The 25,842-nt window shown below is 42.3% G+C and carries 26 protein-coding genes; 21 read left to right on the forward strand and 5 right to left on the reverse strand.

What is annotated here, in order from left to right:
• Nucleotides 1-3: 3 nt before the first annotated feature.
• Complete coding sequence (gene rlmB, locus BCU94_RS06065; protein ID WP_102440114.1) at nt 4-747, forward strand: 23S rRNA (guanosine(2251)-2'-O)-methyltransferase RlmB; 744 nt, start codon at nt 4-6, stop codon at nt 745-747.
• Nucleotides 748-851: 104 nt separating this feature from the next.
• Here the strand turns inward: rlmB and BCU94_RS06070 are convergent, their stop codons facing one another.
• Nucleotides 852-1,595: a DUF481 domain-containing protein gene (locus BCU94_RS06070; protein ID WP_198590856.1), complete on the reverse strand. Its 744-nt coding sequence runs from the start codon at nt 1,593-1,595 to the stop codon at nt 852-854.
• Between the two features lie 365 nt (nt 1,596-1,960).
• Between BCU94_RS06070 and rpsF the strand changes: the two genes are divergently transcribed.
• Genes rpsF through rplI form a run of 4 tightly spaced genes read left to right on the forward strand, consistent with a single transcriptional unit; the run spans nt 1,961 to nt 3,398 of the window.
• A complete protein-coding gene (gene rpsF / locus BCU94_RS06075; protein WP_076539132.1) occupies nt 1,961-2,365 on the forward strand; it encodes a 30S ribosomal protein S6 in 405 nt (134 codons plus the stop codon).
• A gap of 7 nt (nt 2,366-2,372) precedes the next feature.
• Nucleotides 2,373-2,675, forward strand: a complete 303-nt coding sequence (gene priB, locus BCU94_RS06080; protein WP_076539129.1) for a primosomal replication protein N — start codon at nt 2,373-2,375, stop codon at nt 2,673-2,675.
• A gap of 12 nt (nt 2,676-2,687) precedes the next feature.
• On the forward strand, nt 2,688-2,915 hold the full coding sequence (gene rpsR / locus BCU94_RS06085) for a 30S ribosomal protein S18 (RefSeq protein ID WP_055023454.1): 228 nt from the start codon (nt 2,688-2,690) through the stop codon (nt 2,913-2,915).
• A gap of 30 nt (nt 2,916-2,945) precedes the next feature.
• A complete protein-coding gene (gene rplI / locus BCU94_RS06090; protein WP_076539126.1) occupies nt 2,946-3,398 on the forward strand; it encodes a 50S ribosomal protein L9 in 453 nt (150 codons plus the stop codon).
• A 145-nt stretch (nt 3,399-3,543) separates the two neighbouring features.
• Here rplI and BCU94_RS06095 read toward each other — a convergent pair whose 3' ends face one another.
• Complete coding sequence (locus tag BCU94_RS06095) at nt 3,544-5,742, reverse strand: S46 family peptidase (protein ID WP_102475897.1); 2,199 nt, start codon at nt 5,740-5,742, stop codon at nt 3,544-3,546.
• A 153-nt stretch (nt 5,743-5,895) separates the two neighbouring features.
• Between BCU94_RS06095 and dnaB the strand changes: the two genes are divergently transcribed.
• From dnaB to BCU94_RS06135, 6 genes are all read left to right on the forward strand, one after another.
• Nucleotides 5,896-7,305 carry a replicative DNA helicase gene (dnaB, locus tag BCU94_RS06100; protein ID WP_076539121.1) on the forward strand — a complete coding sequence of 470 codons (1,410 nt, stop codon included), beginning with the start codon at nt 5,896-5,898 and terminating at the stop codon, nt 7,303-7,305.
• 126 nt (nt 7,306-7,431) lie between these two features.
• Nucleotides 7,432-8,523, forward strand: a complete 1,092-nt coding sequence (gene alr, locus BCU94_RS06105) for an alanine racemase (protein ID WP_102440117.1) — start codon at nt 7,432-7,434, stop codon at nt 8,521-8,523.
• Nucleotides 8,524-8,592: 69 nt separating this feature from the next.
• A complete protein-coding gene (locus BCU94_RS06110; RefSeq protein WP_102475898.1) occupies nt 8,593-9,978 on the forward strand; it encodes a hypothetical protein in 1,386 nt (461 codons plus the stop codon).
• A 127-nt stretch (nt 9,979-10,105) separates the two neighbouring features.
• Nucleotides 10,106-11,131, forward strand: coding sequence for a tRNA dihydrouridine(20/20a) synthase DusA (gene dusA / locus BCU94_RS06115; protein ID WP_102475899.1), 1,026 nt, complete (start codon nt 10,106-10,108; stop codon nt 11,129-11,131).
• A gap of 259 nt (nt 11,132-11,390) precedes the next feature.
• Nucleotides 11,391-11,726, forward strand: a complete 336-nt coding sequence (locus BCU94_RS06125; protein WP_133149386.1) for a hypothetical protein — start codon at nt 11,391-11,393, stop codon at nt 11,724-11,726.
• Nucleotides 11,727-11,905: 179 nt separating this feature from the next.
• Nucleotides 11,906-12,112, forward strand: coding sequence for a PspC domain-containing protein (locus tag BCU94_RS06135; protein WP_102439957.1), 207 nt, complete (start codon nt 11,906-11,908; stop codon nt 12,110-12,112).
• A gap of 122 nt (nt 12,113-12,234) precedes the next feature.
• On the opposite strand, the gene BCU94_RS06140 is transcribed toward BCU94_RS06135, so the two are convergent.
• Complete coding sequence (locus tag BCU94_RS06140; RefSeq protein WP_102439956.1) at nt 12,235-12,972, reverse strand: enoyl-CoA hydratase; 738 nt, start codon at nt 12,970-12,972, stop codon at nt 12,235-12,237.
• A gap of 35 nt (nt 12,973-13,007) precedes the next feature.
• On the opposite strand from BCU94_RS06140, the gene BCU94_RS06145 reads away from it, so the two are divergent.
• The 3 genes from BCU94_RS06145 to BCU94_RS06155 are packed head-to-tail and all read left to right on the forward strand — an operon-like array spanning nt 13,008 to nt 15,232.
• Entirely contained in the window at nt 13,008-13,493 is a 486-nt protein-coding gene (locus BCU94_RS06145; RefSeq protein WP_102439955.1) for a copper chaperone PCu(A)C, read from the forward strand.
• A gap of 12 nt (nt 13,494-13,505) precedes the next feature.
• On the forward strand, nt 13,506-14,477 hold the full coding sequence (locus BCU94_RS06150) for a DUF2333 family protein (RefSeq protein WP_102439954.1): 972 nt from the start codon (nt 13,506-13,508) through the stop codon (nt 14,475-14,477).
• A 2-nt stretch (nt 14,478-14,479) separates the two neighbouring features.
• Complete coding sequence (locus tag BCU94_RS06155; protein WP_102475900.1) at nt 14,480-15,232, forward strand: TIGR04219 family outer membrane beta-barrel protein; 753 nt, start codon at nt 14,480-14,482, stop codon at nt 15,230-15,232.
• Nucleotides 15,233-15,334: 102 nt separating this feature from the next.
• Here the strand turns inward: BCU94_RS06155 and tolC are convergent, their stop codons facing one another.
• Nucleotides 15,335-16,642: an outer membrane channel protein TolC gene (tolC, locus tag BCU94_RS06160; protein ID WP_102439952.1), complete on the reverse strand. Its 1,308-nt coding sequence runs from the start codon at nt 16,640-16,642 to the stop codon at nt 15,335-15,337.
• A 452-nt stretch (nt 16,643-17,094) separates the two neighbouring features.
• Between tolC and nudF the strand changes: the two genes are divergently transcribed.
• The 7 genes from nudF to parC all read left to right on the forward strand — a co-directional run bounded on the left by nudF (nt 17,095) and on the right by parC (nt 25,236).
• Nucleotides 17,095-17,715, forward strand: a complete 621-nt coding sequence (nudF, locus tag BCU94_RS06165) for an ADP-ribose diphosphatase (RefSeq protein WP_102475901.1) — start codon at nt 17,095-17,097, stop codon at nt 17,713-17,715.
• 78 nt (nt 17,716-17,793) lie between these two features.
• On the forward strand, nt 17,794-18,228 hold the full coding sequence (locus tag BCU94_RS06170; RefSeq protein WP_102439950.1) for a DUF1249 domain-containing protein: 435 nt from the start codon (nt 17,794-17,796) through the stop codon (nt 18,226-18,228).
• A gap of 39 nt (nt 18,229-18,267) precedes the next feature.
• Entirely contained in the window at nt 18,268-19,107 is an 840-nt protein-coding gene (cpdA, locus tag BCU94_RS06175; protein ID WP_102475902.1) for a 3',5'-cyclic-AMP phosphodiesterase, read from the forward strand.
• Between the two features lie 75 nt (nt 19,108-19,182).
• Nucleotides 19,183-19,758, forward strand: a complete 576-nt coding sequence (locus BCU94_RS06180) for a YqiA/YcfP family alpha/beta fold hydrolase (RefSeq protein WP_102439948.1) — start codon at nt 19,183-19,185, stop codon at nt 19,756-19,758.
• Between the two features lie 56 nt (nt 19,759-19,814).
• A complete protein-coding gene (gene parE / locus BCU94_RS06185) occupies nt 19,815-21,701 on the forward strand; it encodes a DNA topoisomerase IV subunit B (protein ID WP_102439947.1) in 1,887 nt (628 codons plus the stop codon).
• A gap of 169 nt (nt 21,702-21,870) precedes the next feature.
• On the forward strand, nt 21,871-22,926 hold the full coding sequence (locus BCU94_RS06190; RefSeq protein ID WP_241901088.1) for a PQQ-dependent sugar dehydrogenase: 1,056 nt from the start codon (nt 21,871-21,873) through the stop codon (nt 22,924-22,926).
• 18 nt (nt 22,927-22,944) lie between these two features.
• Complete coding sequence (gene parC, locus BCU94_RS06195; protein ID WP_102475903.1) at nt 22,945-25,236, forward strand: DNA topoisomerase IV subunit A; 2,292 nt, start codon at nt 22,945-22,947, stop codon at nt 25,234-25,236.
• A 130-nt stretch (nt 25,237-25,366) separates the two neighbouring features.
• On the opposite strand, the gene BCU94_RS06200 is transcribed toward parC, so the two are convergent.
• A complete protein-coding gene (locus tag BCU94_RS06200; RefSeq protein WP_076539068.1) occupies nt 25,367-25,561 on the reverse strand; it encodes a bacterioferritin-associated ferredoxin in 195 nt (64 codons plus the stop codon).
• Nucleotides 25,562-25,842: the final 281 nt, after the last annotated feature.

A 25,842-nucleotide genomic window follows, 5' to 3' on the forward strand; every position in this document is an offset into this window, starting at 1 on the left:
TAAATGAAAAAACAAGATATCATTTTTGGCATTCACGCAGTAGAAGCTTTGCTAAGCAACTCACCTGAACGCGTCATTGAAGTTTGGGTATTACAAGGTCGTGATGACGAGCGTTTATTACCATTAATCAAAAAAGCGACAGAGTTTGGTGTGTCTGTACAAAGTTCAGGTCGTAAAGTACTAGATGACAAAGCATCGAGCACTCAGCATCAGGGTATTGTTGCACGAGTTAAAGCTGCTAAAATCTTGGCTGAAGCGGACTTAGATGCTTTATTAGAAAAGACAGACCTACCATTTTTGTTAATTCTTGATGGTGTCACTGACCCACATAATCTAGGTGCTTGTTTACGTAATGCCGATGCTGCCGGTGTACAAGGGATTATCGTACCAAAAGATAACTCGGTGGGACTGACGTCAATCGTGAGCAAGGTTGCTTGCGGCGCGGCTGAAACGATTCCATTATTCCAAGTTACCAACCTTGCCCGTACTATGCGTCATATTCAGCAAAAAGGGGTGTGGATTATTGGTGCCGCCGGTGAAGCGGATTGTGAGTTATACCAAGCAGACTTAAAAGGGCCTTTAGCCATTGCGATGGGCGCAGAAGATAAAGGTTTACGCCGTTTAACCCGTGAAAGCTGTGATTCAATAGTGTCAATCCCGATGGCGGGAAGTGTCTCAAGCTTGAATGTATCAGTGGCAACCGGTATTTGTTTGTTTGAAGCTGTGCGTCAACGTTTAGTGAAGTAATTTACTGAGCTGATCAGCAGATAGTGGAACGGGCCTTAAGGCCCGTTTTTTGTATCTGGAATGTTGAAAAGGCTCATTACAGGCCGCTGTAACGGCGTTGCAATTTATTGGAAAGTATATAGCAAGTTAAATGTGGTGATGGTATCGGTTTTTACACTGTCTTCAGGAACTACCGCTGTGTATCTCACGTTCACCCCGAGTTTAAAGGCCCAGTCCTGTAAAAAGGTATTTCTGTAACTGACGTCTAAGGTCAAGGTATTGTTATCTTCACCCACTTCAGAGGTCAAATCGGCATTGAGGCTGGTATATTCTTGCAGTTTCACATTGTACTTGGCGGCGGTACGCAAAATGATGTCTTGGTTGGCTGCAGGGTTTAAGTCTGTATCTGTTGCTTTGGGTAAGTCATAACGGTAACCGGGGCCGACTTCTATGCTCAGGCTCTGGGTATAGTTTGAGAGTAAATCAAAACCATAACCGGTAGAAACCGTCGACAGTTTGGTATAACTACCAAAATCATCCCAGGTAAATTCACCGCGGCCAAAAATATAGCCGCTTTCTAGCTTATAACTCGACTGGGCAAATACATCATACTTTTCAGCCGTGGTAGAGTCTTTATCTGCGGCGTAATACACCTTAAAGGTAAATTCCTGACGGGCTTTTTCAGTATCGTAATTTAAGTAGGTGCGGCCGTTGAAGTTTTGCGATTGGTTATTACCAGTATTGAGTTGCATACCGGCTTCAATTTCAGCCTTAAAGTCACTGGGAGGCTCTTTATAGTCTGGGGGAACAAGTGCCCACGCTGAAGACGTTGTGAGAAGAGAAGACATAAAGATACAGACTTTTTTCATTACGTTGTTTCTATATAGTTATTAGGAACGCCTGAAATACGGATGAAGCGCCATAATACCTGTATTCGCAGTGGCTGCAAAGCGCTCAATGGCTTCATCTGTGTATTCAATATCAAATTAAATTTCACGCTGGTTATTGTTTTTTGCTGGGTATTTTCATTATTTACCGTCATTGCTGTCAACGCCTGCTTGAGTGAGTTAATCAGTTAAAGGTAATAAAGCATGCACCACACAAGTATTGCTTGAGTTTTGTGCGGGCTTTATGTATCATCCCGCGCTTAAATCAGTCATTTAATTCCGTTCCTTGCCTCCAACTTGGTCTGACTGAGCCACACGTGAGGCTAATTAACCGTAAGGAGCAATAAATGCGTCATTATGAAATCGTATTTATGGTTCACCCAGATCAAAGTGAACAAGTCCCAGGTATGATCGAGCGTTACAGCAGTGTAATCACTGATGCTAACGGTACTATCAGCCGTTTAGAAGATTGGGGTCGTCGTCAATTGGCTTACCCAATTCAAGACCTACATAAAGCTCACTATGTTCTTATGAACGTAGAAGCAACTGCAGAGTCTATCGAAGAGTTAGAAACAGCTTTCCGTTTCAATGACGCTGTTCTGCGTAACATGGTAATGCGCACTAAAACTGCTGTTACTGAAGCTTCTCCAATGGCTAAAGCAAAAGATGAGCGTGATTCACGTCGTGCTCCTACTGCTGCACCAGCTGCTGAAAAAGAAGTTGAAGCAAGCGCTGAAGAAACTGCTGAATAATTAGTCTGTGATTAATCACTTAGTGTTGACCGGAACGATAACTCGTTCAAAGCGTTTTGATAGTCCCAGCGGCATTCCCCATAAGGTGATTACGCTAGAACACAAAACACAGCGGTATGACGATCAAATGTTGAGAAATGTTTATTGTCTGATCCAAGTCATATTAAGTGGTAAGCGCTTTAACAGCGTAACAGAAGAATTAAAAGCAGGTGTGCAGGTCCAAGTTGAAGGGTTTATCTCTTTACAACAAGGGCGAAATGGCCAAAATAAATTGGTTTTGCATGCCGAAAATGTCGAATTGAAAACTTAGGAGACTGTCAACATGGCACGTTATTTCCGTCGTCGCAAGTTCTGTCGTTTCACCTCTGAAGGTGTTGCAGAAATTGATTACAAAGATATCGTTACTTTAAAAAACTACGTAACTGAAAGCGGTAAGATTGTTCCTAGCCGTATTACTGGTACTAGTGCTAAATATCAACGCCAACTAGCTCGCGCGATTAAGCGTGCTCGTTATCTTTCTCTACTGCCTTACACTGATTTACATCAGTAATCGCAGTATTTAAATCAGAGGAATTAGATAATGAACGTTATTCTGCTTGATAAAATCGCTAACCTAGGCAACTTAGGTGACCAAGTTGCTGTTAAAGCTGGTTATGCTCGTAACTTCCTTTTGCCACAAGGCAAAGCTGTTATCGCTAATGACGAAAACGTTAAAGTTTTCGAAGCACGTCGCGCTGAATTAGAAGCTAAATTAGCTGCTGAATTAAGTGTTTGTACTGCTCGCGCTGAAAAGCTTGCTGCATTAGAGTCAGTTGTTATCGCTTCTAAAGCTGGTGACGAAGGTAAATTATTCGGTTCAGTGGGCAACCGCGACATCGCTGATGCAGTTACTGCAGCAGGCGTTGAGCTAGCTAAAGCTGAAGTACGTCTACCTTTAGGTGCTTTACGCAACCTAGGTGACTTTGAAGTTGAAGTTCAACTTCACACTGAAGTTAAATCAGTAGTTAAAATCTCTGTTGTTGCAGAAGATTAATAGCTCATTGATTTAAATAAAAACACCGCCAATTGGCGGTGTTTTTTTATGTCTTAATTTTAGGCTTTTAAGGCTTCAGCTTTACCTGTAATGAGAGTGGTCAGGGTCACCCCAAGCTCGTTTGCACAAGTTGGGGCGTGTTACTCTAATTTCTTACTAGCTCTAACTCATCAATCAAGTTTTGGGCGTGATCAACTTTATCCATCATCCATAGGATGTAACGAAAGTCTACGTGTACTGCACGGGTTATCGTTGGGTTAAAGAACCAATCTTTAGTAATCGCCTCGTAAGTTGAATCAAAGTTCAAACCTACTAACTCACCTTTACCGTTAAATACCGGTGAACCTGAGTTACCACCTGTAGTGTCAACACTGGATAAGAAGTTAACCGGCACTGAGTTAAATTCTTCTGGCGTATCTAAACAAGAGAATAAACGACAAATCCATGAGCGTGGATCTTGATAAACCGATGCGACAGAGTGCTCACCGTTATCATTGGCTTTAATTGCCGTTAATAGCTTTTGTGGCGCGTTATATGGATCTTCGCCAGTATGTTTAGCCACTATGCCTTCGAGACGGGTAAAAGGCTGCTTATAGAGTGCATCTGCAGACTGATAACCATCGACCATGCCGTAGGTGATCCGTAAGGTGCGATTGGCATCTGGATACACAGGCCAGTCATTGGCTTTGTAATAGCTGATGATGGCTTTCATGTATTCAGGGCGAGCGGTTGATAACTTACCTTTTAAAGTGTTTTCGGCTTTTTCCTGTGCCATGTTGGTGTCGTGCAGCGCTACCGCTAAGCGAATAAACGGATCTGAGCTGGTTTCAAAGGCTTGGGCGTCTTTGTCCATCCAAGCTAAACGCTGCTCTTTATCCATTAAAGTGGTTAAGGCGTAATAGGCATCTAATTTTGCTGATAATGCCTCAGCATCAGAGATCTTATTCAGTGCGTTATCAAGAATTTCAACGCGCTGATTTTGCCCCATGTAAGCGTTCAAGTCTTGTAGCCACAAGGTTTTATCGACACTGGCATCAAAACTTCTATCAAGGCGTTTTAAGTTAGCGGCAAACATTTTCATATCACGCTGCTGAAACCCTTGCTCACGCTCTGCATCGGGCAGTTGTTTTTCTTTGGCTAAACGATAGAGCTTTTTAGCTGCGGCAAGTATTGCACTTGATTGGGCATTATTAAAATAATAGTCAGTTTGAATGAGGTTATTTTGCTCAGCCAGTAATGCTTCTAATTCACCAATCAATTGATGGTTAGCATTGGCGTCTTTTTTAAGCCAAGCTAAGAAGTTATCTTCACGTGATTGTTTGATACCGACAATATCTGTGGCTTTAAAACCATCGAGTAACCCGTTCAGTTTTTTCATTCTGTTTGCCATGGAGGCAAGGTTACCGGCGTATTTAATCGCAATGGCGTTATTGTCGGCAGCCATTTGATTAATGGTGTCGATTTGCAGTTGATAGCGCTTAGCGTAGGTTGGATAGATCCAATCACTGGCAAACTCTAACTCGCTGGTTAGGCGGTAACGACTGGTCGCTCCCGGATAGCCTGCGGCAAACACGCCATCTCCGGCTTTAACGCCATCAGCATTTATTTTAAGATAACTTTTTGGCTGATAAGGCACATTGTCTTCGGCATAACTTGCCGGCTGACCGTCTTTGCCCACATAGGCACGTAAGAAGGTAAAATCGCCCGAGTGACGTGGGTATTCATAGTTATCAATATCGCCGCCAAAAGCCCCTACGCTTTCAGGTGGTGCGTATACTAGTCTGACATCACGAATAATGAGTTGTTTAATTAAGTAATACTCAAGTCCATTATGAAAGCTGCTGACTGAACAACGGTAGTTTTCGTCGGTTTCGCAGTCTTTGATTAATGCTTTACGGTTTGATTGGATATCTTCATAACGGCTAAGAGGATCGCGACTTAAATTCGCATTCACTTGAGAAGTGACATCCGTTACCTTCTCAGTGATGTATAATCGCTCATTAGGGCCTGCTGATGGCTCCTCTTTTTTAGTATTAGCTAGAAAGCCGTCTGCTAAGTAATTATGTTCAGTTTTGCTGTTATATTGGATGGCTCGATAGGCACAATGGTGATTGGTCACAACTAAGCCTTGGGGAGAGACAAAACTGGCGGTACAATAGCCCAGACCCACAACCGCATTCATTGGATACTGGGTTAAATCTGCAAGCTGTTTAGCAGGAATATCGATGCCGCGTTGTGCTAATTTATCTGCAATAGAAGGCATTTGATAGGGTTGCCACTGACCTTCATCGGCATAGGCAAATCCAGAAGACAGCACAAGGGCTGCAACGAGTGCATAACGCATGTTCTTTCCTTATTTTTTATTATTTATTGTTGTTATTTATTCTGATTGTTTATCCGTGTTGGGATAAATGTTACGCGATATCATTGTACTACATGTTTGCATGACCTCGGTGTTATACCATATTTACAAACAGGTTGGGAATTGGGAGTTTTAATGTCACAGAAAGGTCCTTTTAAAGCCAGAGAAAGGTTCAAAGATGCTCAAGTTGATGCGCTGAAATTACCGCCGCATTCAATTGAAGCTGAGCAATCGGTTCTTGGTGGGTTGATGCTTGATGCTGAGGCCTGGGATAGAGTGGCTGAAGCGCTTGTGCCCGAAGATTTTTATTCTCGCTCCCATCGGATGATTTACGCTGCGATGAGCCGTTTGGTTGAAAGCAGTCACCCGATTGATTTGATCACCGTATCAGAGCGCCTGGAAGTTGAAGATCAACTTGAAGACGCTGGCGGCTTTGCTTACTTAGGTGAAATTGCCAAAAACACCCCGAGTGCGGGTAATATTTTATCTTATGCCGATATTGTACGTGAACGAGCTGTTGTACGTGACATGATTGGTGTTGCCCATGAAATTGCTGATGCAGGCTATAACCCTGAGGGTCGTAACTCCAGTGATTTACTGGATTTAGCGGAAACTAAAGTTTTTAAAATTGCTGAGTCGCGTGCTAATGCCAACGAAGGCCCTGAAGGGATTAAATCGATCCTTGAAAAAACCGTCGACAAAATTGAGCAGTTATACAATAACCCCCATAACGGTGTGACCGGTGTATCAAGTGGTTTTACCGATCTTGATAAAATGACCGCCGGCTTCCAATCGGGTGACCTTGTTATTGTGGCGGCACGTCCTTCAATGGGTAAAACCACCTTTGCGATGAACTTGTGTGAACAAGCAGCCATGAATGAAGATAAACCTGTGCTTATTTTCAGTTTAGAGATGCCATCAGAACAAATTATGATGCGTATGCTGGCATCACTTGGCCGGGTTGATCAAACTAAAATTCGTACCGGTCAGTTAGATGATGAAGATTGGGCGCGTGTTTCTTCAACCATGGGGATTATGCTTGAGCAAGGCAAAATGTATATTGATGACGGTTCAGGCTTAACGCCGACAGAAGTGCGAAGTCGTGCCCGTCGTATTGCGCGTGAGTATGGCGGTTTATCAATGATCATGATTGATTACTTGCAGTTAATGCAGGTGCCTTCATTAAAAGATAACCGTACCTTAGAAATTGCAGAAATCTCGCGCTCACTTAAATCCTTAGCCAAAGAACTAGAGATCCCGGTCATTGCGTTATCACAGCTTAACCGCTCGTTGGAGCAACGTGCTGATAAGCGCCCAGTTAACTCTGACTTACGTGAATCAGGTTCAATTGAGCAAGATGCGGATTTGATCATGTTTATTTATCGTGATGAAGTGTATAACGATGATTCAGAACAAAAAGGTGTCGCTGAAATCATTATTGGTAAACAACGTAACGGCCCGATTGGCCGCGTGCCGCTGGCGTTCCAAGGCCAGTTCTCGCGTTTTGATAATTATTCTGGCGCACAAGTCTTTGATGAAGATTAATCTCATCAGATAGGTATTTAGTCTTTGCGTTAGTCGTACCGAAAGCCTCTGTTTTAACGCAGAGGCTCATTTTTTAGTCTTGTGTTGCCCAATTATTTGAATGAAGCAATCAGTAAGGTTAGTTATTTGAAACCATTTCCCCGTGCTGAAATTAGTCGTAAAGCTTTGCAGGCTAACCTTGCAAGGCTGCGTGAAATTGCGCCCAACAGTAAAGTCATGGCTGTGGTTAAAGCCAATGGTTATGGGCATGGCTTGCTCAACGTGGCCGAGTCTGTCGCTGACTGTATTGACTGCGCCGATGGATTTGGACTGGCGCGACTTGAAGAAGCGCTTGAATTACGCCAAGGCGGTGTTAACGCTAAGCTACTGTTGCTTGAAGGTTGTTTTCGTCAATCTGACTTACCCACATTAGTTGAGCATAAAATTGATACCGTGGTGCATCATGAGTCGCAATTGGTGATGTTAGAGCAATCGACACTTACTGCGCCCATTACCGTCTGGCTTAAAATTGATACAGGCATGCATCGTTTAGGCTTTGGTATTGAACAATTCAAGGCTGTTTATCAACGCTTAATGGCTTGCCCACAAGTTGCCAAACCTATTCATTTAATGACCCATTTTGCTTGTGCCGATGAGCCTGACAATCCCTTAACCCAAGTGCAAATTGATGCTTTTCAGCAGTTGATTAACGATTTACCTGGCGATCGAACGTTAGCTAATTCTGCCGCTACGTTATTTTGGCCTCAAAGCCAGTGTGACTGGATAAGACCAGGTATCGCACTCTATGGGGTATCGCCTGTACTGGGTGATAAAGGTGTTCATCATGGGCTAGTTCCCGCAATGGAGTTAGTGTCAAACCTTATTGCGGTACGTGAGCATAAAGCCGGACAAAGTGTTGGCTATGGCGCTTATTGGACTGCAAAACAAGATACTCGTCTAGGCGTGGTTGCCATAGGTTATGGCGATGGTTATCCGCGCAATGCCCCTGAAGGTACCCCCGTGTTGCTTAATGGCCGCAGAGTGCCCATTGTTGGTCGAGTCTCTATGGACATGCTGACCGTTGATTTGGGGCTTGATGCAACTGATAAGGTCGGGGATTCAGTGCAGCTGTGGGGTAAAGGGCTCGCTGTAGAAGAAGTGGCAGAGCACATTGGCACCATTGCTTATGAGTTAGTAACTAAACTCACCCCAAGAGTCGTGGTTGATTTACAAGATTAATCTCAATTTAATTAATGGTTTATAGCCTAGAGCTTGAATCTTAAATTAGTCATAGATAGGAAGTGTTAAGTGCAGTTGTATAAATCAGTCGTTATGATTTATTGCGTGTTTTTTAGTATCGACAGTGTCGCCCAGTCTGAAGCTATTCACTCCGTAATTTCAAATGATCCAGAGTATGTGACTGCCAGTAAAACCACAACGAGTCATCGCCCTGATACAGAAGTGGTTGTAGAGACTGAGCTTATTTCTGAGATAAACCCACAGTCACAGCAACAAAATACTGCTGAAAAGCCGTCTGCGGTAACGCCCTCTGAAAAAGCACTGTCTCCAGAATTTGTCGCTGTGCCAATTGTCTTTTCAACTGAGACCTTGAGCACCACATTCGGCGCAGCAGGTGTCCTAAAGCATGCCGGTCAACCGCAAGCCGTAGCATTAGGCATTGGCTTATACTCTGCCAATGACAGTTGGCTAAGTTATGCAGGTTTTTATCATTATCAATTGCCAGAGCTTGATCAATGGTTATTTAGTGCCGAATTGTTTCGTGGTCATTACGAGCAAGGGATATATTACTTGCCCAATAGTGACCTATACGAGCCAAAAGCCAATGACATCAGTCGAGTCATTAGTGTCGGGGATGAAGGCTTTAACAAACTGACCATGGAATATGTATTACCCATCGCCAGAGGTAAGCATGGCGCTGCAAACGCGCTTGGGAAAAACACCACACCAATTAGCTGGAACCCATTAGAGTCAGGTGTTAGCTCTATCAGCTTAACCCCGTTTAGCAAGTATCGAGAGCTTGAAGCATTAGCCTATTTAGCCGACGAAGCCCGTGGTGTTGAGCTTGCTTTTAATTGGGATAACCGCGATGCCAAACTAAATAGCACCGAGGGTGGTCAAACAAATCTAACCATCACCAAAGGCTTTAGTGTCGATGATGATCCAAGCTGGTTGATGTGGGAATTTGAACAAAGCGCATTTATGTCTTTTGGGAGTAACAGTTGGTTTGAGCAACAAGTGCTCGGGATTAATTTCTACTTAGCGGATACCCCAAGTTGGGAGCAAGATTATAAACAACAGCAATTTCAGCAGCCTCCTAGTTTTGCTGGGGTGTCATTAGGTGGCTTTGATCGTTTGCGCGGTTACTCTTCAAAGCAGTTTACTGGCCGCAGCGCAGTCAATTATGCCCTAGAGTATCGAGTCACACCTCAATGGCAGCCACTACAATCACTGCCGGTGTTTAATCTATATAACATTCCTTGGTGGCAGTGGGTATTATTTGCCGAAGCTGGCAATGTGGCTGATGAATTTACTTTAACTGAACTGCATGATGATATGAAAACTAACTACGGCGCAGGCATACGTTTTGAAGTTGAAGGTATAGTGATAAGAACCGACTTTGTTACTGGCGGTGATGAAAGTCAGTTTTGGGTTATGGTTAATCAAGCATTTTAGTTTCTTGGTGATGAAATTAGTGGCTGCTGATATTAATTAGCCGTTTGTTAATGATATAATCACTAGTTCGTTTTTTAGTAAGCATCATATTTTATTAATCGTTGATTTTCTTCGATAAGGTACCATTTTGGCTCTAACAACACTCAACCGCTCGCTTTCTATCGCTCCCATGCTCGATTGGACCGATAGGCATTACCGTTACTTTGCGCGCCTGATGTCTGCACATACTGTGCTTTATACCGAAATGGTGACGACAGGGGCGATCATTCATGGTCAGGCTGATTACTTAGCTTATAACCAAGAAGAGCATCCGCTTGCTTTGCAGCTTGGTGGGTCTAACCCTAAAGATTTAGCCACCTGTGCCAAACTGGCTTTTGAGCGCGGTTATGATGAAATCAATTTAAATGTGGGTTGTCCATCAGATAGAGTCCAAAGCGGACGGTTTGGCGCTTGTTTGATGGCTGAGCCTAAGTTAGTTGCAGAATGTGTTGATGCCATGAAGCAAGTTGCTGATATCCCTGTGACGGTTAAAACCCGTATTGGTATCGATGAGCAAGACAGTTATGAATTTCTCACCGAATTTGTTGATACGGTTAAAGCTATTGGTTGCGATACTTTTATTGTCCATGCCAGAAAAGCGTGGTTACAAGGGTTAAGCCCAAAAGAAAATCGTGAAATTCCAGAGCTTAACTATGAGCGGGTGTATCAATTAAAGCGGGATTATGCTGATTTAAATATCAGTATTAATGGCGGCGTTAAAACCATTGAAGATTCATTGGTGCATTTACAGCAATTAGATGGGGTGATGATCGGCCGTGAAGCGTACCAAAACCCTTATATATTAGCTGAAGTGGATCAACGTATTTACGGTGACGACAAAGCTGTGTTAACTCATGAGCAAGTGATTGAACAAATGGTGCCCTACATTGAGCAGCATATACAGTCAGGCGGGCGTTTAAACCACATCACTCGTCACATGATTGGCTTATTTCAAGGCCTACCTGGCTCAAGGGGCTGGCGTAGATATCTTAGTGAAAACGCTCATAAGCCGGGTGCGGGTGTTGAGGTTATTTGGGATGCGGTTGAGAAAATGCATCAAAGTAGGCCGCCTGCTGATGTGACTTTCTACCCTAATAATATTAGTAATGATTAAGTCTTTATTCGTTAAAAATAGCGTCTCATTGAGGCGCTTTTTTTATGCCTGTAGCTTAGCTAATTAAGTATTAGCTAAATTCACTATCAGGATGGTGAAAATGACTAATTGTTTGATTATTGTTCAGTGGCTGTTGTGAGCCTGTTTTTGTTTAAAGTTAATATAACTACTATTAATCAGTCGTTTATATTGTTTTTTAAAACTTGGCACGTAGCTTGTAATAACCATGGTGTACCCAACATTAGGAAAGGAAAACATCATGTTTAACTCAATATCAAATGAAAATTCAGTGGTTAGTTCATCATCTACAACAAGCAATCGCATGTTTAAGAAACTGGCATTAATTGCTGTTATCGCCACCGCAAGTATTGGTGCTCAAGCAAATGAACTTAATAGTGCTGAGATGGTAGAGGTATTAGAAGCTCGTTTGACTGATGCAACCACTGAAATGCTACAAACTGCGAGACAAGAAATTAGCTTGAGCTTACATAGCCAAATTGCTGAACAAGTTTTTGAGTTAAACAGCTCGCTTGAAATGACTGACGATGTAATAGCAACACAATCAGACACTGCTTTAGCAAGCAATGAGGACTGATTTATGGATTTAATGATGATATTTCATTTAGCTGATCCATTAACTTCTTTACTACTGCTTCCTGTTTTTAGCTTTATCGCATGCTCGATAATGATATGTGGGTTGCAGTGGTACCAATTTAATAGCGTCAAGGCAATGTCTGCTGAACTGGCTTCAATGGAGATCGCAGGAGAACAAAAATGAACTTAACAGACTTAGAAAAATGGTTAACAACCGATGACAGTTTGATATGTGGCGCATCACACGGATTAGCAAAACAATTTGGCTGGTCAGTATTGTGGACCCGAGTGTTAACCCTAGTGGCAATTTTAATGAGCCCTAGCATCGGACTCATTGGTTACTTTGTGACTGCCATTATCATGACCCAGAAAAAATCCAGATATTAAACTGAAGTATGAACGCTGCTGTCGTTCAAGATTAGTTCAGCATTATCATTCATACTTCAGTGTTAAATGACTATTTTACTGGTTTATCCCAGCGTAAATGATATCAATGCTTAAACCAGAGACTACTTCGTTAAAAAAGCTTGGAACCGAGCTTTGGCCTCATCACTTTTTAGTCTTTCACTAAACAACACTAACTCTTTAAGCATTTGTTGTTTCACTTCAGCTTGGTTATGCCTTAATAACTGTTTAGATGCCTGCAGCGCCAACGGTGGCTGAGCTGCTAATTTCTTTGCTTGTGATAATACAAAATCATCTAATTGTGATTGCTCAACCACTTGGTTGATAATATTTAATTCTTTTGCGGTGCTGGCAGTAAAGCTTTCACCTAATAAGATAAGTTCAGCCGCTTTTTGCTGCCCGACAATGAGCGGAAGTAACAAGCTTGATGCTGCTTCTGGTACCAAGGCGAGATTGACAAAAGGTAGCTGAAATGTAGCGCTGTTATCGGCATAAACCAAATCGCAATGCAGTAATAAAGTGGTACCAATGCCCACAGCTGCGCCAGATACTGCGGCTATCAATGGCTTTTTTATCTCAAGGATACAATGCAAAAATTGCACTGTGGGATGGGTTTCATTTAACTCGCCGCTGTTGAGGAAATCGCTAATATCATTACCCGATGTGAAACAATTGCCTTCGCCTCGTAACATAAAGGCGCGAATTGCATTGTCGTGCTCACCTTGGATCAGGTATTCTGTAAGCTGTTGGTACATTTTAAGATTAAAGGCATTTCGTTTTTCAGGACGATTGAAACTGATAATACGTACGCCTTGATCATCCTTTATCTGAATCTGACTCATAGGCTGTTTTCCTTCGGGAAGCGACTAGGGTGTACATGGAGTTTAAGACATTGAAAGCGATATTCAAACAGCTGTTTAGTTTTTTAGTTTTAACCACATTTTCTATTTCGGCCACTGCGGGCATTATGCTTTCAGAAGGCCATGTTAGAGCCATGCCTGCCAGTGTGCCCAACACCGCAGCTTATCTTACTTTAATGAACCATTCAGATAACACTGCTACATTAGTCTCTGTGACTACACCAGTGGCAAAAGAAGCCCAATTACATACCCTAATTGAAGAAAATGGCATTGTGAAAATGCGCCAAGTTGAAGGGTTTGATATAGAATCACATGGCAGCTTAACATTGCAACCATCGGGTGATCACATCATGCTGTTGTCACTGGTTAAGCCGTTAACCGTCGGTGATAAAGTACCATTAACATTAACTTTTGCTGATGGTCAGCAGTTAAATATTGAATTAATGGTTGATAAAAAGGCGAGTACTGATCAGCAAGAAAGCCATCATCACCATCATCATTAAGGAGTTGTATTGATGCAAATCACAAGGAAAAAAATTTTTAGTGTCATAGGGATTATTCTATTAATCGGCTATGTCATTGCGGTTTGGTGGAGCATTGAGCCAGACATCCTAGAGCCCGAAACGCTACAAAATGAACGTGGCGAGCACGTTATTGGCTACGCGACAACTTCTTCACTGATAGACACTCTCGAAAGCTTATTGGACAAACCAGGTGGCTGGCTTTCCAACGATATTATGCCGCCATCAGTGATGATGGATAATATGCCAGCATTTGAGTTTGGTGCATTAGAGCAGTCTCGCGATTTAGCGCTGATTATGCGTAAAGAGTTTAGTCGCTCACAATCTCAATCGACAGCAGATAGCGATTTACTGGCTGCGCATTCAAAACTTAATATTGAGCATACCAGTTGGTTGGTGCCTAGCGCTGAAGGCGAGTACCGTGAAGCGATAAAATTACTGAAACTTTACCGCGCTAAAATCAGTGATACCGAAAACAGTAATGCCCAGTTTTACGCTCGCGCAGATAACCTCAATGAATGGCTTAAAGAAGTGCAAAAACGTTTAGGCAGTATCTCACAACGGCTGTCTGCCAGTGTTGGTCAAGAGCGTTTAAATACTGATTTAGCCGGTGATTCTACTGCAAGGCAATCAACGCCATCGCTCGCCAGTTCAGAAATTAAAACCAGCTGGTGGAAAATTGATGATGTGCTTTATGAAAGCCGAGGCAGTGCTTGGGCTTTGCTTAATTTCATGAAGGCAATTGAAGTTGATTTTGCAGATGTACTGGAAAAGAAAAATGCTGAGGTGAGTTTACGACAAATTATTCGTGAACTTGAAGCCACTCAGCAAACTGTTTGGAGCCCAATGGTGCTGAACGGAGATGGTTTTGGTTTAGTCGCCAACCATTCATTAGTCATGGCTAACTATATTTCCCGCGCGAATGCTGCGGTAATCGATTTAACTAACTTACTCTCTCAGGGATAATGATGAAAAAGACACTTCTTGCCACCAGTTTATTGGGTTTATTAAGCATCTCTTCAGCGCAAGCTGCAACTGTGCTTGGTTTTAAAGTCGGTGGTGATTATTGGCAAGCTGACACCAGCGGCTCATTCAATAGTGACGATGGTGTAGGGCAAACTTATAACTATGACTCTGATGCACAGGGCAGTGTATGGATTGCTTTTGAGCACCCAATTCCGTTAGTGCCTAACGTTAAAATTCGTGAAAACCGTTTAGAAGGTAAAGGCAAGCAAACTGATTCAAACTTTTTCTTTAACGATATTTCTATCGATGGCGCTTCTACTGCTTATAATGATCTAAGTAATACGGATTTCGTACTTTATTACGAAATTCTAGACAATGATTTAGTAGCTTTAGATTTAGGTGCTGCCTACAAGCAAATGCATGGTTCAATAAGAATTAATGGCACTACCGATGCTGGTTCTGCAATTTCTTCAGAAGTCGATGTGGATAGCGGTATTGTTATGCTTTACGGTAGTGCTGAAGTGGGCGTGCCAGGGCTGGGTTTATATGCATTTGCTGATGTCATGCTAGGCATTGATGAGTCAAATGTTTATGACTACAACGCTGGTTTAGGTTGGAAATTTGATGGTGTTGCTTTAGACACGGCAATCCGAGTGGGTTACCGCGAGTTCAAATTTGATGTTGATGATTTTTCTCGCACAACTCAGAATATGTCGTTTAAAGGTGCCTTTGCCGGTGTTGAACTGACATTCTAAAGACTGAATAAGCGTTATAAATGCCCAATAAAAAACCGCCATTTGGCGGTTTTTTGTTGCCTGAATAAGGCATCAGCAATAGGGCTTACTCAGTAACAAAGGTTATTCTGAAATAAGGCCATTGTTAATTGAGATGATATCGTCTTCGTTTAAAGTACCGGCTGCTTGTTTAAGAGCAAGGATCGAAGTGATATAGCCGTAACGAGCATCAGACAGTTGACGCTTTGAATCGTATAAATCACGAGTACGGTTTAATACATCAACAATGGTACGCGTGCCCACTTCAAAACCTGCTTGAGTGGCTTTTAAAGCACTTTCAGAAGATATAACAGATTGCTCGTAAGCGCGGATAGAGCTGATTGACGCGCCGACATTGTTAAAGTTATTGCGTACATTTTTAACCACACTACGGTGAGTTTGCTCAAGCAGTTCACTGGCTTCAACATATTGATATTGAGCTTGCTTTACTTGTGACGAAACTTTAAAGCCTTCAAAAATCGGTACGCTTAAGGTAATGCCAATGTTGGCATTGTCGTAATCAAGACCTGGGTTTTGATCAAAGCCTTTAGTGTAACCAGCGCCCAAGTTTAATGATGGCATATGGCCAGCTTTAAAAAGGCTAATGGTTTCACTGGCAATATCACGGCCAATACGTTGGGTCATTAAATCAATACTGTTGGTTTCTGCAATTTTTAACCATTCAGCTGAGGTTGTTGGCGAGGTTGCGCCAGCAGAAAAGCGGGTCGTATCTAGAATGTTAATTGACTTGTGATCTATACCTGTGATTTCACGTAATGCTTCGTAACTGTTTGCTAAGGTATTTTCGGCCAAAATCTCAGTGGCTGAGGCTAAATCATATTGCGCTTGAGCTTCATGAACGTCGGTAATCGCGGTAAGACCTACTGCAAAACGTTGCTTAGTTTGCTCCAATTGACGCTCAATCGCACGTTTTTCAGCACCTTGGAACTCAAAGTTATCTTTTGCGGTTAATACAGCAAAGTATGCATCAGTTACACGGATAATTAATGATTGTAACGTTGATGCATAAGCTGAGTCAGCTTGTGATGCTGCCATTTCAGCTAAATCTAAACCGACCCAAGCGCTGTGATCATAAATAACTTGGTTTAAGCTGATACCACCAGTAAAGCCATCTGGCTTGTTGGTGTCCTGACCATCTTCTTTATTCCATGCCTTTGAGTAACCCACGTTGGCACTAATAGTCGGCAGTAAAGGCGCACGGTTTTCTTCAATGCTTTCGTATAATGCATCGCGCTGAGCTTGTGCTTGCAGTACTACGGTGTCACTGGTAAGTGCTTGTTGATAAATTTGCAGTAAATCGTCAGCATTTGCCGCAGGTGCAGCAACTGCTAATGTTAGCGCTGCGTATATTGAACTAATTTTAAATTTCATTTGCTGCCCTTTTAGACAATATCTCCATCAATGGAGGAAAAATAATTTTGGTGTTTACGGTACTCATTATTAAGTAAGCATCATTTAGTACTATCGCACTTGCTTAAAATCCTGAGTTGTCGCTATGCAGCGAGGATCTGTTCATCTTTCTAGCTTAAATTTTACAGTGTTTCAGTAACATTTATTGCTACGGATAATGCATTAATTGGTATGAAAAATGCCAATGTTACATTTATTGCTCAATTACCTAGATAGATTTTAGCTGTTGTTGCAAAAATAACCATGAAAGATCAACAGACTCTGCTGTATATCGTGAAAAAGGTTATCATTTCTAAGGCAAATATCAACTTTCAAGTTGTAACAGACTTTATTAAAATCCCCTGCTTAAATATAACCACCGTATAATAGTGTATGAAATATTTTAAAGGGCTTACAAATTGTAAGAAAAAAATATGAAAAATAATGAAATACTTGCACAGTTTAACGCTGAAACAGATGTTGAAATCATTGACACTAAAACCGTTTTTAAAGGCTTTTTTCAAGTGGATGAATATCAATTTAAGCATAAACTTTTTGACGGTGGTTGGAGTGAGGTTGTCTCTCGTGAAGTATTTGAAAGGGGTAATGCGGTTGTGGTACTGCCCTATGATCCAGTCACTCATCAAGTCGTCCTTATCGAGCAAATACGCTTACCTGCAATAGGGACCACCAATTCTGTTTGGCTACTTGAATTGGTTGCAGGTATGATCGCCGCTGACGAGGTGGCCGAAGAGGTTGCCCATCGAGAGTTAATGGAAGAGACAGGGCTTAGTGCCACTGAAATGCATTTCGTTAATAGCTTTCTGGCGACACCAGGTGGTTCATCTGAACGATTTTATTTTTACTGGGCTAAAGTTGATGCCAGTAAAGCCCAAGGCATACACGGCCTTGAATATGAGCATGAAGATATAAAAGTGCATGTGGTCGATTTTGATGTCGCCATGGATATGGTCAACAATGGCCGTATTGATAATGCCTCTACCGTGATTGGTCTACAATGGTTGGCATTAAACTTAGATAAAGTGACCTCATAGCCGTTCAATCAGCACACTGGCTAAGCGGCTTATCATCAATATTTAAGCGTAATGTAAAGCTAATTAAAGAGGTTTGAATTGAGTCAGCAAGTAACCAAAAATAAGTACCAGCCAAACGTGAGTGCTTTTTTAGCATTGTGCGGCCGTAATTATGCGCTGATTTTGAAATGGTTACCTGAAGATGGTGAAATTAATGAGCCTTGGACTGTTAAAGGCCAATTTGGGCTATTAGATATCACGATTATTGAAAATACTAAATATACACAACTAATTGAAATAAAGCGGCATTTTCCTTTGGGAGATTTCCTTACCACACCTAAAGCATGTGTGCGAGTCTATCATGATGCTCAATTAGCAGAAGTGTTAACTAGTCAACAGATTTATCGATTAAAAGCAGTGTATGATTATCCAAATGTACATATGCATCAAACGGATGAGAAATATCAAGTTAATGCATTTTTGGAAGAGCTACTTAAGATTGGATGCCGTCCCCAGCATCTATGTTCGACATAGTTCTGCTACATTGAATTAATTTATGTCTAGGATTAATTAGTGCTAAAAGAGCCAGTGAGTTACCCCATCGCTGAAACGGATGTCGTCAGGCTGATTCAAGTCACTGATCCTCATCTATTTGCCGATCCAGAAGCGCAGCTTTTAGGGGTGAATACGGCTGCCAGTTTTCAGGCGGTACTAGACACTTTTTTAGCATCAGATCAGCAAGCTGACATCATGTTGGCCTCTGGCGATATCAGCCAAGACTACTCTCCTCAGTCATACCAGCATTTTTCAAATGCAGTTACAAAACTCGATATGCCTTGTCATTATTTACCGGGTAATCATGATGACCCACGCTTGATGAGCTTGCATATGCAGGGCAAACAATTGTTTGGTCAGCAGCGCATTATCATTGGTAACTGGCAAATATTGATGTTGGACTCAACAGTGCGTGGTAAACCGGGTGGCTTTATGGCTGAAGATCAATTTAAATTGATTGATGCTGCTATCAAAGCTGATCCTGAGAAACACGTGTTACTGGTTATGCACCATAATCCGATTTTAGTGCAGTGCAGCTGGCTTGATCAGCATTGCATGATTAATGGCGATAACTTTTTACAGCGCATGGGGGAATACCCTCAAGTGAAAGCCGCGCTATGGGGCCATGTGCATCAAGCTATTGATAGTGAACATCAAGGCGCCAATGGTGCTATTCACTTAATGGCGACCCCGTCAACTTGTATACAATTTAAGCCAAAATCTTCTTATTTTGCCCTAGATGGACTTCAACCCGGCTATCGTTTGCTGGAGCTAGCTAGCAATGGTAGCATTCATACTAATGTTTATCGGGTGCCTGGCGAAAACTTCTCTCCAGATAATGATGCGAGCGGTTATTAGACGTTTTTTCGTTATTGGTTAACTTGATATTCATTCTGCTGTTGGAATTTCAATATCACCTTAGCGAGAGGAAATATGCTGCTCTATATACATGGATTTAATAGTTCACCTCTTTCAGATAAAGCCAAGGAAACGGCTGACTATATAAAACAACGTTTTCCGGATTACCCTTTTCACCAACCTCAACTTCCTTCATCACCTAAAGCGGCGATGACCTTGTTATGTGGTATTGTGGAACAAGCGAAAGCCGAAGGTGAACCGTTAACCTACATTGGATCGTCTTTAGGTGGGTACTTTGCTAGCTATTTAGCTGAACAATATGGCGGTAAAGCAGTGTTGATAAACCCTGCAGTAAAACCCTTTGAATTGTTTGATGGGTTTTTAGGGCCGCAATATAACCCCTATACCGATGAACATTACCAAGTATTACCGCAACATAAACTTGATGTTGCTGAATATAATACTGAAGTCATTCGTCGCCCAGATAGATTTTTAGTTTTTTTGCAAACTGGCGATGAAGTGTTAGATTATCGTCAAGCATTATCGAAATATCATTGTTGTCAGCTTCATTTAGAGGCCAACGGTGACCACAGTTTTATTGGCTACAAAAATCAGCTAGATAAGATATGTGATTTTTTACAAATTAAATAACAAGTATTCTTTTCGGCCTGTAATATTGGGCCAATAATTGACCAAATGTGTGGACTATGAGCAATCAATATACTTCTGACGCTATCGAGGTTCTTAATGGACTCGACCCTGTTAAACGCCGTCCTGGTATGTACACCGACACCACCAGGCCGAATCATTTAGGTCAAGAAGTTATCGACAACAGTGTCGATGAAGCGCTCGCCGGTCACGCCTCAAAAATTGAAGTAGTATTGCACGCCGATAATTCATTGGAAGTGACTGATGATGGCCGTGGTATGCCTGTGGATATTCACCCTGAAGAAGGTATTCCTGGGGTTGAATTGATCCTCACTAAATTGCACGCCGGTGGTAAGTTCTCGAATAAAAATTATCAATTCTCTGGTGGTTTGCACGGGGTAGGTATTTCGGTGGTGAATGCCTTATCGACTCGGGTTGAAATTACCGTTCGTCGTGATGCTCAAGTGTATGATATGGCATTTGAAAATGGTGACAAGGTCGAAGACTTACGTGTTACCGGCACCTGTGGTCGTCGTAATACCGGTACCCGAGTTCATTTTTGGCCAGATGCCAGTTATTTTGACTCAGGTAACTTCTCGCTTACTAAGCTACTTTATTTATTGCGGGCTAAAGCTGTGCTTTGCCCTGGTTTACGGATTAAGTTTAGCAATAAGCAAAACGGTGAAGTACATGAGTGGTTTTACGAAAGTGGCTTAACTGATTACTTAAAAGAAGCGGTAAAAGATTCGGTCTTGTTACCTGAAGAGCCATTCATTGGTAGTTTTACCGGTAAAATGGACGCGGCAGAGTGGGCCATTACTTGGCTACCTGAAGGTGGAGATAGTTTGTATGAAAGTTACGTTAACTTGATCCCTACGCCACTTGGCGGGACTCACGTTAATGGTTTCAGACAAGGCTTATTGGAGTCGATGCGCGAGTTCTGCGAGTTTCGTAATCTGGTGCCTCGAGGCATTAAGCTCTCACCTGAAGATATTTGGGATAAAGCCTCATTTATTTTATCTATCAAAATGCAGGACCCACAATTTTCCGGTCAAACTAAAGAGAAGCTTTCAAGCCGTCAAAGCTCTGCCTTTGTTTCTGGTATTGTTCGTGATGCTTTCTCGCTATGGCTTAACTCTAATACCGAGCAAGCTGAACAATTAGCTGAACTTTGTATTAACAATGCTCAAAAACGCTTAAAAGCGGCTAAAAAAGTAGCCCGTAAAAAAGTTACTTCAGGGCCGGCTTTACCGGGTAAATTAACTGATTGTAGTGGCCAAGACCCAATGCGCGGTGAGCTATTTCTAGTGGAGGGTGACTCTGCGGGTGGTAGTGCTAAACAGGCGCGCGATCGTGAGTTTCAAGCGATTATGCCCCTTAGAGGTAAGATTTTAAATACCTGGGAAGTGGACGCGTCACAGGTATTAGCCTCGCAAGAAGTACATGATATCTCAGTCGCTATAGGCTGCGATCCAGACAGTGCTGATATTTCAGAGTTACGCTACGGCAAAATTTGTATTCTTGCTGATGCCGACTCCGACGGTCTGCATATTGCGACCCTATTATGTGCTTTATTTATGAAGCATTATCGTGTGTTGGTCGAGAAAGGCCATGTGTATATTGCAATGCCACCGCTGTTTCGTATCGATTTAGGCAAAGAAGTTTTTTATGCTTTAGATGAAGATGAAAAAAACGGTATATTAGACCGAATTGTGGCAGAAAAGAAAAAAGGCAAAGTGCAAGTCACTCGTTTCAAAGGTCTAGGTGAGATGAACCCATTGCAACTGCGAGAAACCACAATGGATCCTAATACCCGCCGTTTGGTGCAATTAACCATTGATGATAATGAAGACACAGTCGCACTCATGGATATGTTACTTGCGAAAAAGCGCTCGCCAGATCGTAAAATCTGGTTAGAGTCTAAAGGTGATCTAGCTCAGCTGTAATTTACTCAGTTTTATGCCCATAACAATTGCCCATAACGATTGCTGATAGCAATTGCTTATAACAACAATGAAGGCAAAAATTACTAAGATGTCGAACATAAAATTTAAAATGGACTTTAAGCAAGCGAAGACAGCGTTAAAGGCGTTGTCCGTGCTTGCTTTAACACAAATGACTGTGGTTAAAGCTTTTGCAGCCGACACCATGATGATTACTGTGACTAAAGGATTTGGGCTGACACTGTATGCCTCAGATTTAGGTGATGCCAAACAAATGGCAATGGGCACTAACGGCACCTTGTTTGTCGGCTCAAAAAAGAGCGGCACCATTTATGCTTTAGTCGACTCTGATAACGATGGTCAGGTAAACAAACGCTACCTAATTGGTAAAGGCTTAGAGTACCCAGAAGCTATCGCGTTTCATGACGGTGATTTGTATGTCGCTGATCAAGACCGTATTTTACGTTATCAAGATATTGAAGACCGCCTTAGGCGTCCTGGTAGACCCAAAGAGGTGTACTCAGGGCTGCCAAGTGTTGAGCGCAAACATGCTCGTGGGATGAAGTTTGGGCCCGATGGCCGACTGTATATCTCTATTGGTTCTCCGTGTAATGTGTGTGAAGCAGAAGCGCCATTTAGCAGCATGTTAGCCATTGATATTAAGACGGGTGACACCGAACAAGTGGCATCAGGATTAAGGCGGGTTATTGGTTTTGACTGGTCGCCGAGCAGCGCTAAATTATGGTTTGCTGATCAAGGCCGAAATTGGATGGGTGATACCATGCCAGCCGATGAAATAAACCGCATAGACGTAAAGGGTAGCCATTTTGGTTTTCCCTATATTCATGGAACCAATGTTGTTGAGCCTTCTTTTAAGAAACCAGACAACCTCAATGTTTCAACACCAGAATTTGAATTACCAGCGCATGTGAAACCAACCAGCCTACTTTTTTATCAAGGTGATAATTTTCCTGAGCGTTACCATCATCAATTATTTGTTGCTGAAAATGGCTCGTGGAATCGCTCAAGTAAAATTGGTTATCAGGTGGTGATGTTAGCCCTTGAAGATGACCAAATTATCAAGCGCGAAAGAGTCGTCAGCTTTTTAGACGGTGAGTTTCCCGTTGCTAGACCTTATGACCTGATAAATGCACCCGATGGTGCAGTGTTCATCTCTGATGACCTAAAAGGCAATGTATATCGCTTGTTTTATAAAGCGCCAGAATAATCACAGGAATATTAACTAATGAGTGATGCGATTGAATTAAGCCTTGATGGTGTAGAGCAAATGCCCCTACGCCGTTTTACAGAAGAGGCTTATTTAAACTATTCAATGTACGTAATCATGGATCGTGCTTTGCCACATATTGGCGATGGTTTAAAGCCTGTTCAACGTCGTATTATTTACGCTATGAGCGAGCTTGGATTATCAGCTCAATCTAAGCCTAAAAAGTCTGCTAGAACCGTGGGTGACGTATTAGGTAAATACCATCCCCATGGTGACAGTGCGTGTTATGAAGCTATGGTATTAATGGCGCAGCCATTTTCCTATCGTTACCCCTTAGTCAAAGGTCAAGGTAACTGGGGGGCGCCAGACGACCCTAAGTCATTCGCAGCCATGCGTTATACCGAAGCGACCTTATCAAAATTTTCAGAAGTGCTTTTATCTGAATTAGGCCAAGGCACGGTTGAATGGGGCGTTAACTTTGACGGAACTTTAAAAGAGCCGAAATCATTGCCTGCACGCTTACCGCATATTTTATTAAACGGTATTACCGGTATTGCCGTGGGTATGGCAACCGATATCCCACCACACAATGTGCGTGAATTAGTGTCTGCGTGTGTGGAGTTATTGGATAATCCTAAAGCGGAACTTGAGCGCCTAATGGAGCTGGTACCAGGGCCAGATTATCCGACCCAAGCTGAAATTATTACCCCAAGTAAAGACATTGCCAAGATTTATGAAACAGGTCGTGGCTCGATTAAAATGCGCGCGGTTTACGAGATTGATAGCGGCGAAATTGTCATTACTTGTTTGCCACATCAAGCTGGTAGCGGCAAGATTTTAGAGCAAATTGCTAACCAAATGCAGGCTAAAAAGTTGCCGATGGTGGCAGATTTACGTGATGAATCTGATCACGAAAACCCAGTACGATTAATCATTGTGCCTCGCTCAAATCGTGTTGATTGCGATCAGTTAATGGCGCATTTGTTTGCCACTACGGATTTAGAAAAGAGCTTTCGAGTTAACTTAAATGTGCTCGGCCTTGATGGTCGCCCAAGGGTTAAAGGCCTGAAAGAGATGCTAACTGAGTGGCTCAGTTACCGCATCTCAACCGTGACCCGTCGTTTGCAATACCGTCTTGATAAGGTACTTGCAAGGCTGCATATTCTTGATGCTTTGATGATTGCCTTCTTAAATATTGATGAAGTCATCGAGATCATTCGCTTCAATGATGAGCCGAAAAAAGAGTTAATGTCACGGTTTGATTTATCAGATAAGCAAGCCGAAGCGATTTTAGAGCTTAAGTTACGTCATTTGGCCAAGCTTGAAGAATTTAAAATTAAAGGTGAGCAAGAAGAGTTAGCTGCAGAGCGCGATAAGCTGCAACTTATTTTGGGTTCTGAGCGCCGCTTAAAAACCTTAGTTAAAAAAGAGCTCATACAAGATGGTGAAACCTATGGCGATGATCGCCGCTCGCCTATCATTGAGCGTATTGAATCAAAAGCCTTAACTGAGCAAGAGTTGACCCCAGCAGAGTCAGTGACCGTAGTGTTATCTGACAAAGGTTGGGTACGCTGCGCGAAAGGTCATGATATTGATGGCGAAGGGTTAAATTATAAAGCCGGTGATAGCTTCTTATGTAGTGCCAGCGGTAAGAGTAATCAGCCATCAGTGTTTATCGACTCGACAGGGCGGGCGTTTGCAACCGATACACATACGCTACCTTCTGCTAGAAGTCAGGGTGAGCCAATCACGACACGCTTTAATTTAGCGCCAGGGGCGGTAATGCGCCATGTGTTGATGGGCGTTGATTCACAATGCTATTTATTAGCCAGTGATGCCGGTTACGGTTTTATCGGCTCTTATGCAGATATGGTGAGTCGTAATAAGGCTGGTAAAGCATTATTAAGCCTGCCTGCGAATGCGCAGTCCTTAGTGCCTAAATTGGTTAAAAAAGGCGTGCCTCAGTCAATTATGGCGATAACCAATGAAGGCCGAATGCTTATCTTTGATGTTGATGCCTTGCCGCAGTTATCGAAAGGTAAGGGTAACAAGATCATTGGTATCCCAACGGATCGCGCTAAGAGCAGAGAAGAGCTATTGATCCATCTTGATGTTATTCCACAAGAGGCGTCAGTTACCCTGTGGGCTGGTAAACGTAAGCTAACTTTAAAACCATCTGATCTTGAGCATTATCGTGGTGAGAGAGGCCGTAGAGGCGCGAAACTACCTCGTGGTTTACAACGGGTCGATAGTGTTGATATCGAGCTCGGTGCGCAAACGGATGCTGACATTGAGCCATCAAGCTATTAATCGCGCAGCAGAATAGCCATAAAAGAAAGACATAAAAAATGCTGCCAATGGGCAGCATTTTTTATGAGAATTTGATTTTAACCTGAGGATGAACTTAAGGCTTGAGTTAGCCTTGCTTTTTAGCAACAGCTTACGCCACTTCGTAAAATTTAGGTTCTACGTCAACTTGAGCCTGAATAATGTTGCTCGCCATACGTGCACATTTACCACATTGATCAGCAACACCTAAGCGTTTTTTAACGTCAGCTAAAGAGCTATCGCCATGTTTGCTTACCGCTTCTTTAATTTGGGTATCAGTAATTCCGTGACAAAGACAAACGTACATAAAGCCTCTTCAATTAATCTGATTCATATCTTAACTTAGACAATTCATAAGGCTAAGAGATGATCGCTCGTTGACCATAATGCAATTCTAAATGAAAACCGTTCTCATTGCTAATAACTTTTTATCAATTTCTTAATTGGTGCCAAGAATATTAGTTATTAAAAATTGCTAACTTGCTCACAATTACTGCTGCAATGGGAGTTTAATGCCAATATCGGCGTTATCAATTGGATTAAAAGGAAGAGGTCTTAGGGTTTTCAAGTCGGGAGGATATAGACTCC

The sequence above is a fragment of the Shewanella sp. 10N.286.52.C2 genome, assembly GCF_002874545.1.
In the GTDB taxonomy this organism is placed as follows: Bacteria; Pseudomonadota; Gammaproteobacteria; order Enterobacterales; family Shewanellaceae; genus Shewanella.

What these genes read in the sequence shown, in the direction of transcription:
- BCU94_RS06155 (WP_102475900.1), top strand. Translation starts at nt 14,480, where the DNA reads ATGAAAAAGACACTTCTTGCCACCAGTTTATTGGGTTTATTAAGCATC.
- BCU94_RS06140 (WP_102439956.1), bottom strand. Translation starts at nt 12,972, where the DNA reads ATGAGTCAGATTCAGATAAAGGATGATCAAGGCGTACGTATTATCAGT.
- rlmB (WP_102440114.1), top strand. Translation starts at nt 4, where the DNA reads ATGAAAAAACAAGATATCATTTTTGGCATTCACGCAGTAGAAGCTTTG.
- BCU94_RS06150 (WP_102439954.1), top strand. Translation starts at nt 13,506, where the DNA reads ATGCAAATCACAAGGAAAAAAATTTTTAGTGTCATAGGGATTATTCTA.
- BCU94_RS06095 (WP_102475897.1), bottom strand. Translation starts at nt 5,742, where the DNA reads ATGCGTTATGCACTCGTTGCAGCCCTTGTGCTGTCTTCTGGATTTGCC.
- parC (WP_102475903.1), top strand. Translation starts at nt 22,945, where the DNA reads ATGAGTGATGCGATTGAATTAAGCCTTGATGGTGTAGAGCAAATGCCC.
- parE (WP_102439947.1), top strand. Translation starts at nt 19,815, where the DNA reads ATGAGCAATCAATATACTTCTGACGCTATCGAGGTTCTTAATGGACTC.
- dnaB (WP_076539121.1), top strand. Translation starts at nt 5,896, where the DNA reads ATGTCACAGAAAGGTCCTTTTAAAGCCAGAGAAAGGTTCAAAGATGCT.
- rpsR (WP_055023454.1), top strand. Translation starts at nt 2,688, where the DNA reads ATGGCACGTTATTTCCGTCGTCGCAAGTTCTGTCGTTTCACCTCTGAA.
- BCU94_RS06125 (WP_133149386.1), top strand. Translation starts at nt 11,391, where the DNA reads ATGTTTAACTCAATATCAAATGAAAATTCAGTGGTTAGTTCATCATCT.
- BCU94_RS06190 (WP_241901088.1), top strand. Translation starts at nt 21,871, where the DNA reads ATGACTGTGGTTAAAGCTTTTGCAGCCGACACCATGATGATTACTGTG.
- nudF (WP_102475901.1), top strand. Translation starts at nt 17,095, where the DNA reads ATGAAAAATAATGAAATACTTGCACAGTTTAACGCTGAAACAGATGTT.
- BCU94_RS06200 (WP_076539068.1), bottom strand. Translation starts at nt 25,561, where the DNA reads ATGTACGTTTGTCTTTGTCACGGAATTACTGATACCCAAATTAAAGAA.
- tolC (WP_102439952.1), bottom strand. Translation starts at nt 16,642, where the DNA reads ATGAAATTTAAAATTAGTTCAATATACGCAGCGCTAACATTAGCAGTT.
- BCU94_RS06145 (WP_102439955.1), top strand. Translation starts at nt 13,008, where the DNA reads ATGGAGTTTAAGACATTGAAAGCGATATTCAAACAGCTGTTTAGTTTT.
- BCU94_RS06070 (WP_198590856.1), bottom strand. Translation starts at nt 1,595, where the DNA reads ATGAAAAAAGTCTGTATCTTTATGTCTTCTCTTCTCACAACGTCTTCA.
- BCU94_RS06180 (WP_102439948.1), top strand. Translation starts at nt 19,183, where the DNA reads ATGCTGCTCTATATACATGGATTTAATAGTTCACCTCTTTCAGATAAA.
- rpsF (WP_076539132.1), top strand. Translation starts at nt 1,961, where the DNA reads ATGCGTCATTATGAAATCGTATTTATGGTTCACCCAGATCAAAGTGAA.
- rplI (WP_076539126.1), top strand. Translation starts at nt 2,946, where the DNA reads ATGAACGTTATTCTGCTTGATAAAATCGCTAACCTAGGCAACTTAGGT.
- BCU94_RS06135 (WP_102439957.1), top strand. Translation starts at nt 11,906, where the DNA reads ATGAACTTAACAGACTTAGAAAAATGGTTAACAACCGATGACAGTTTG.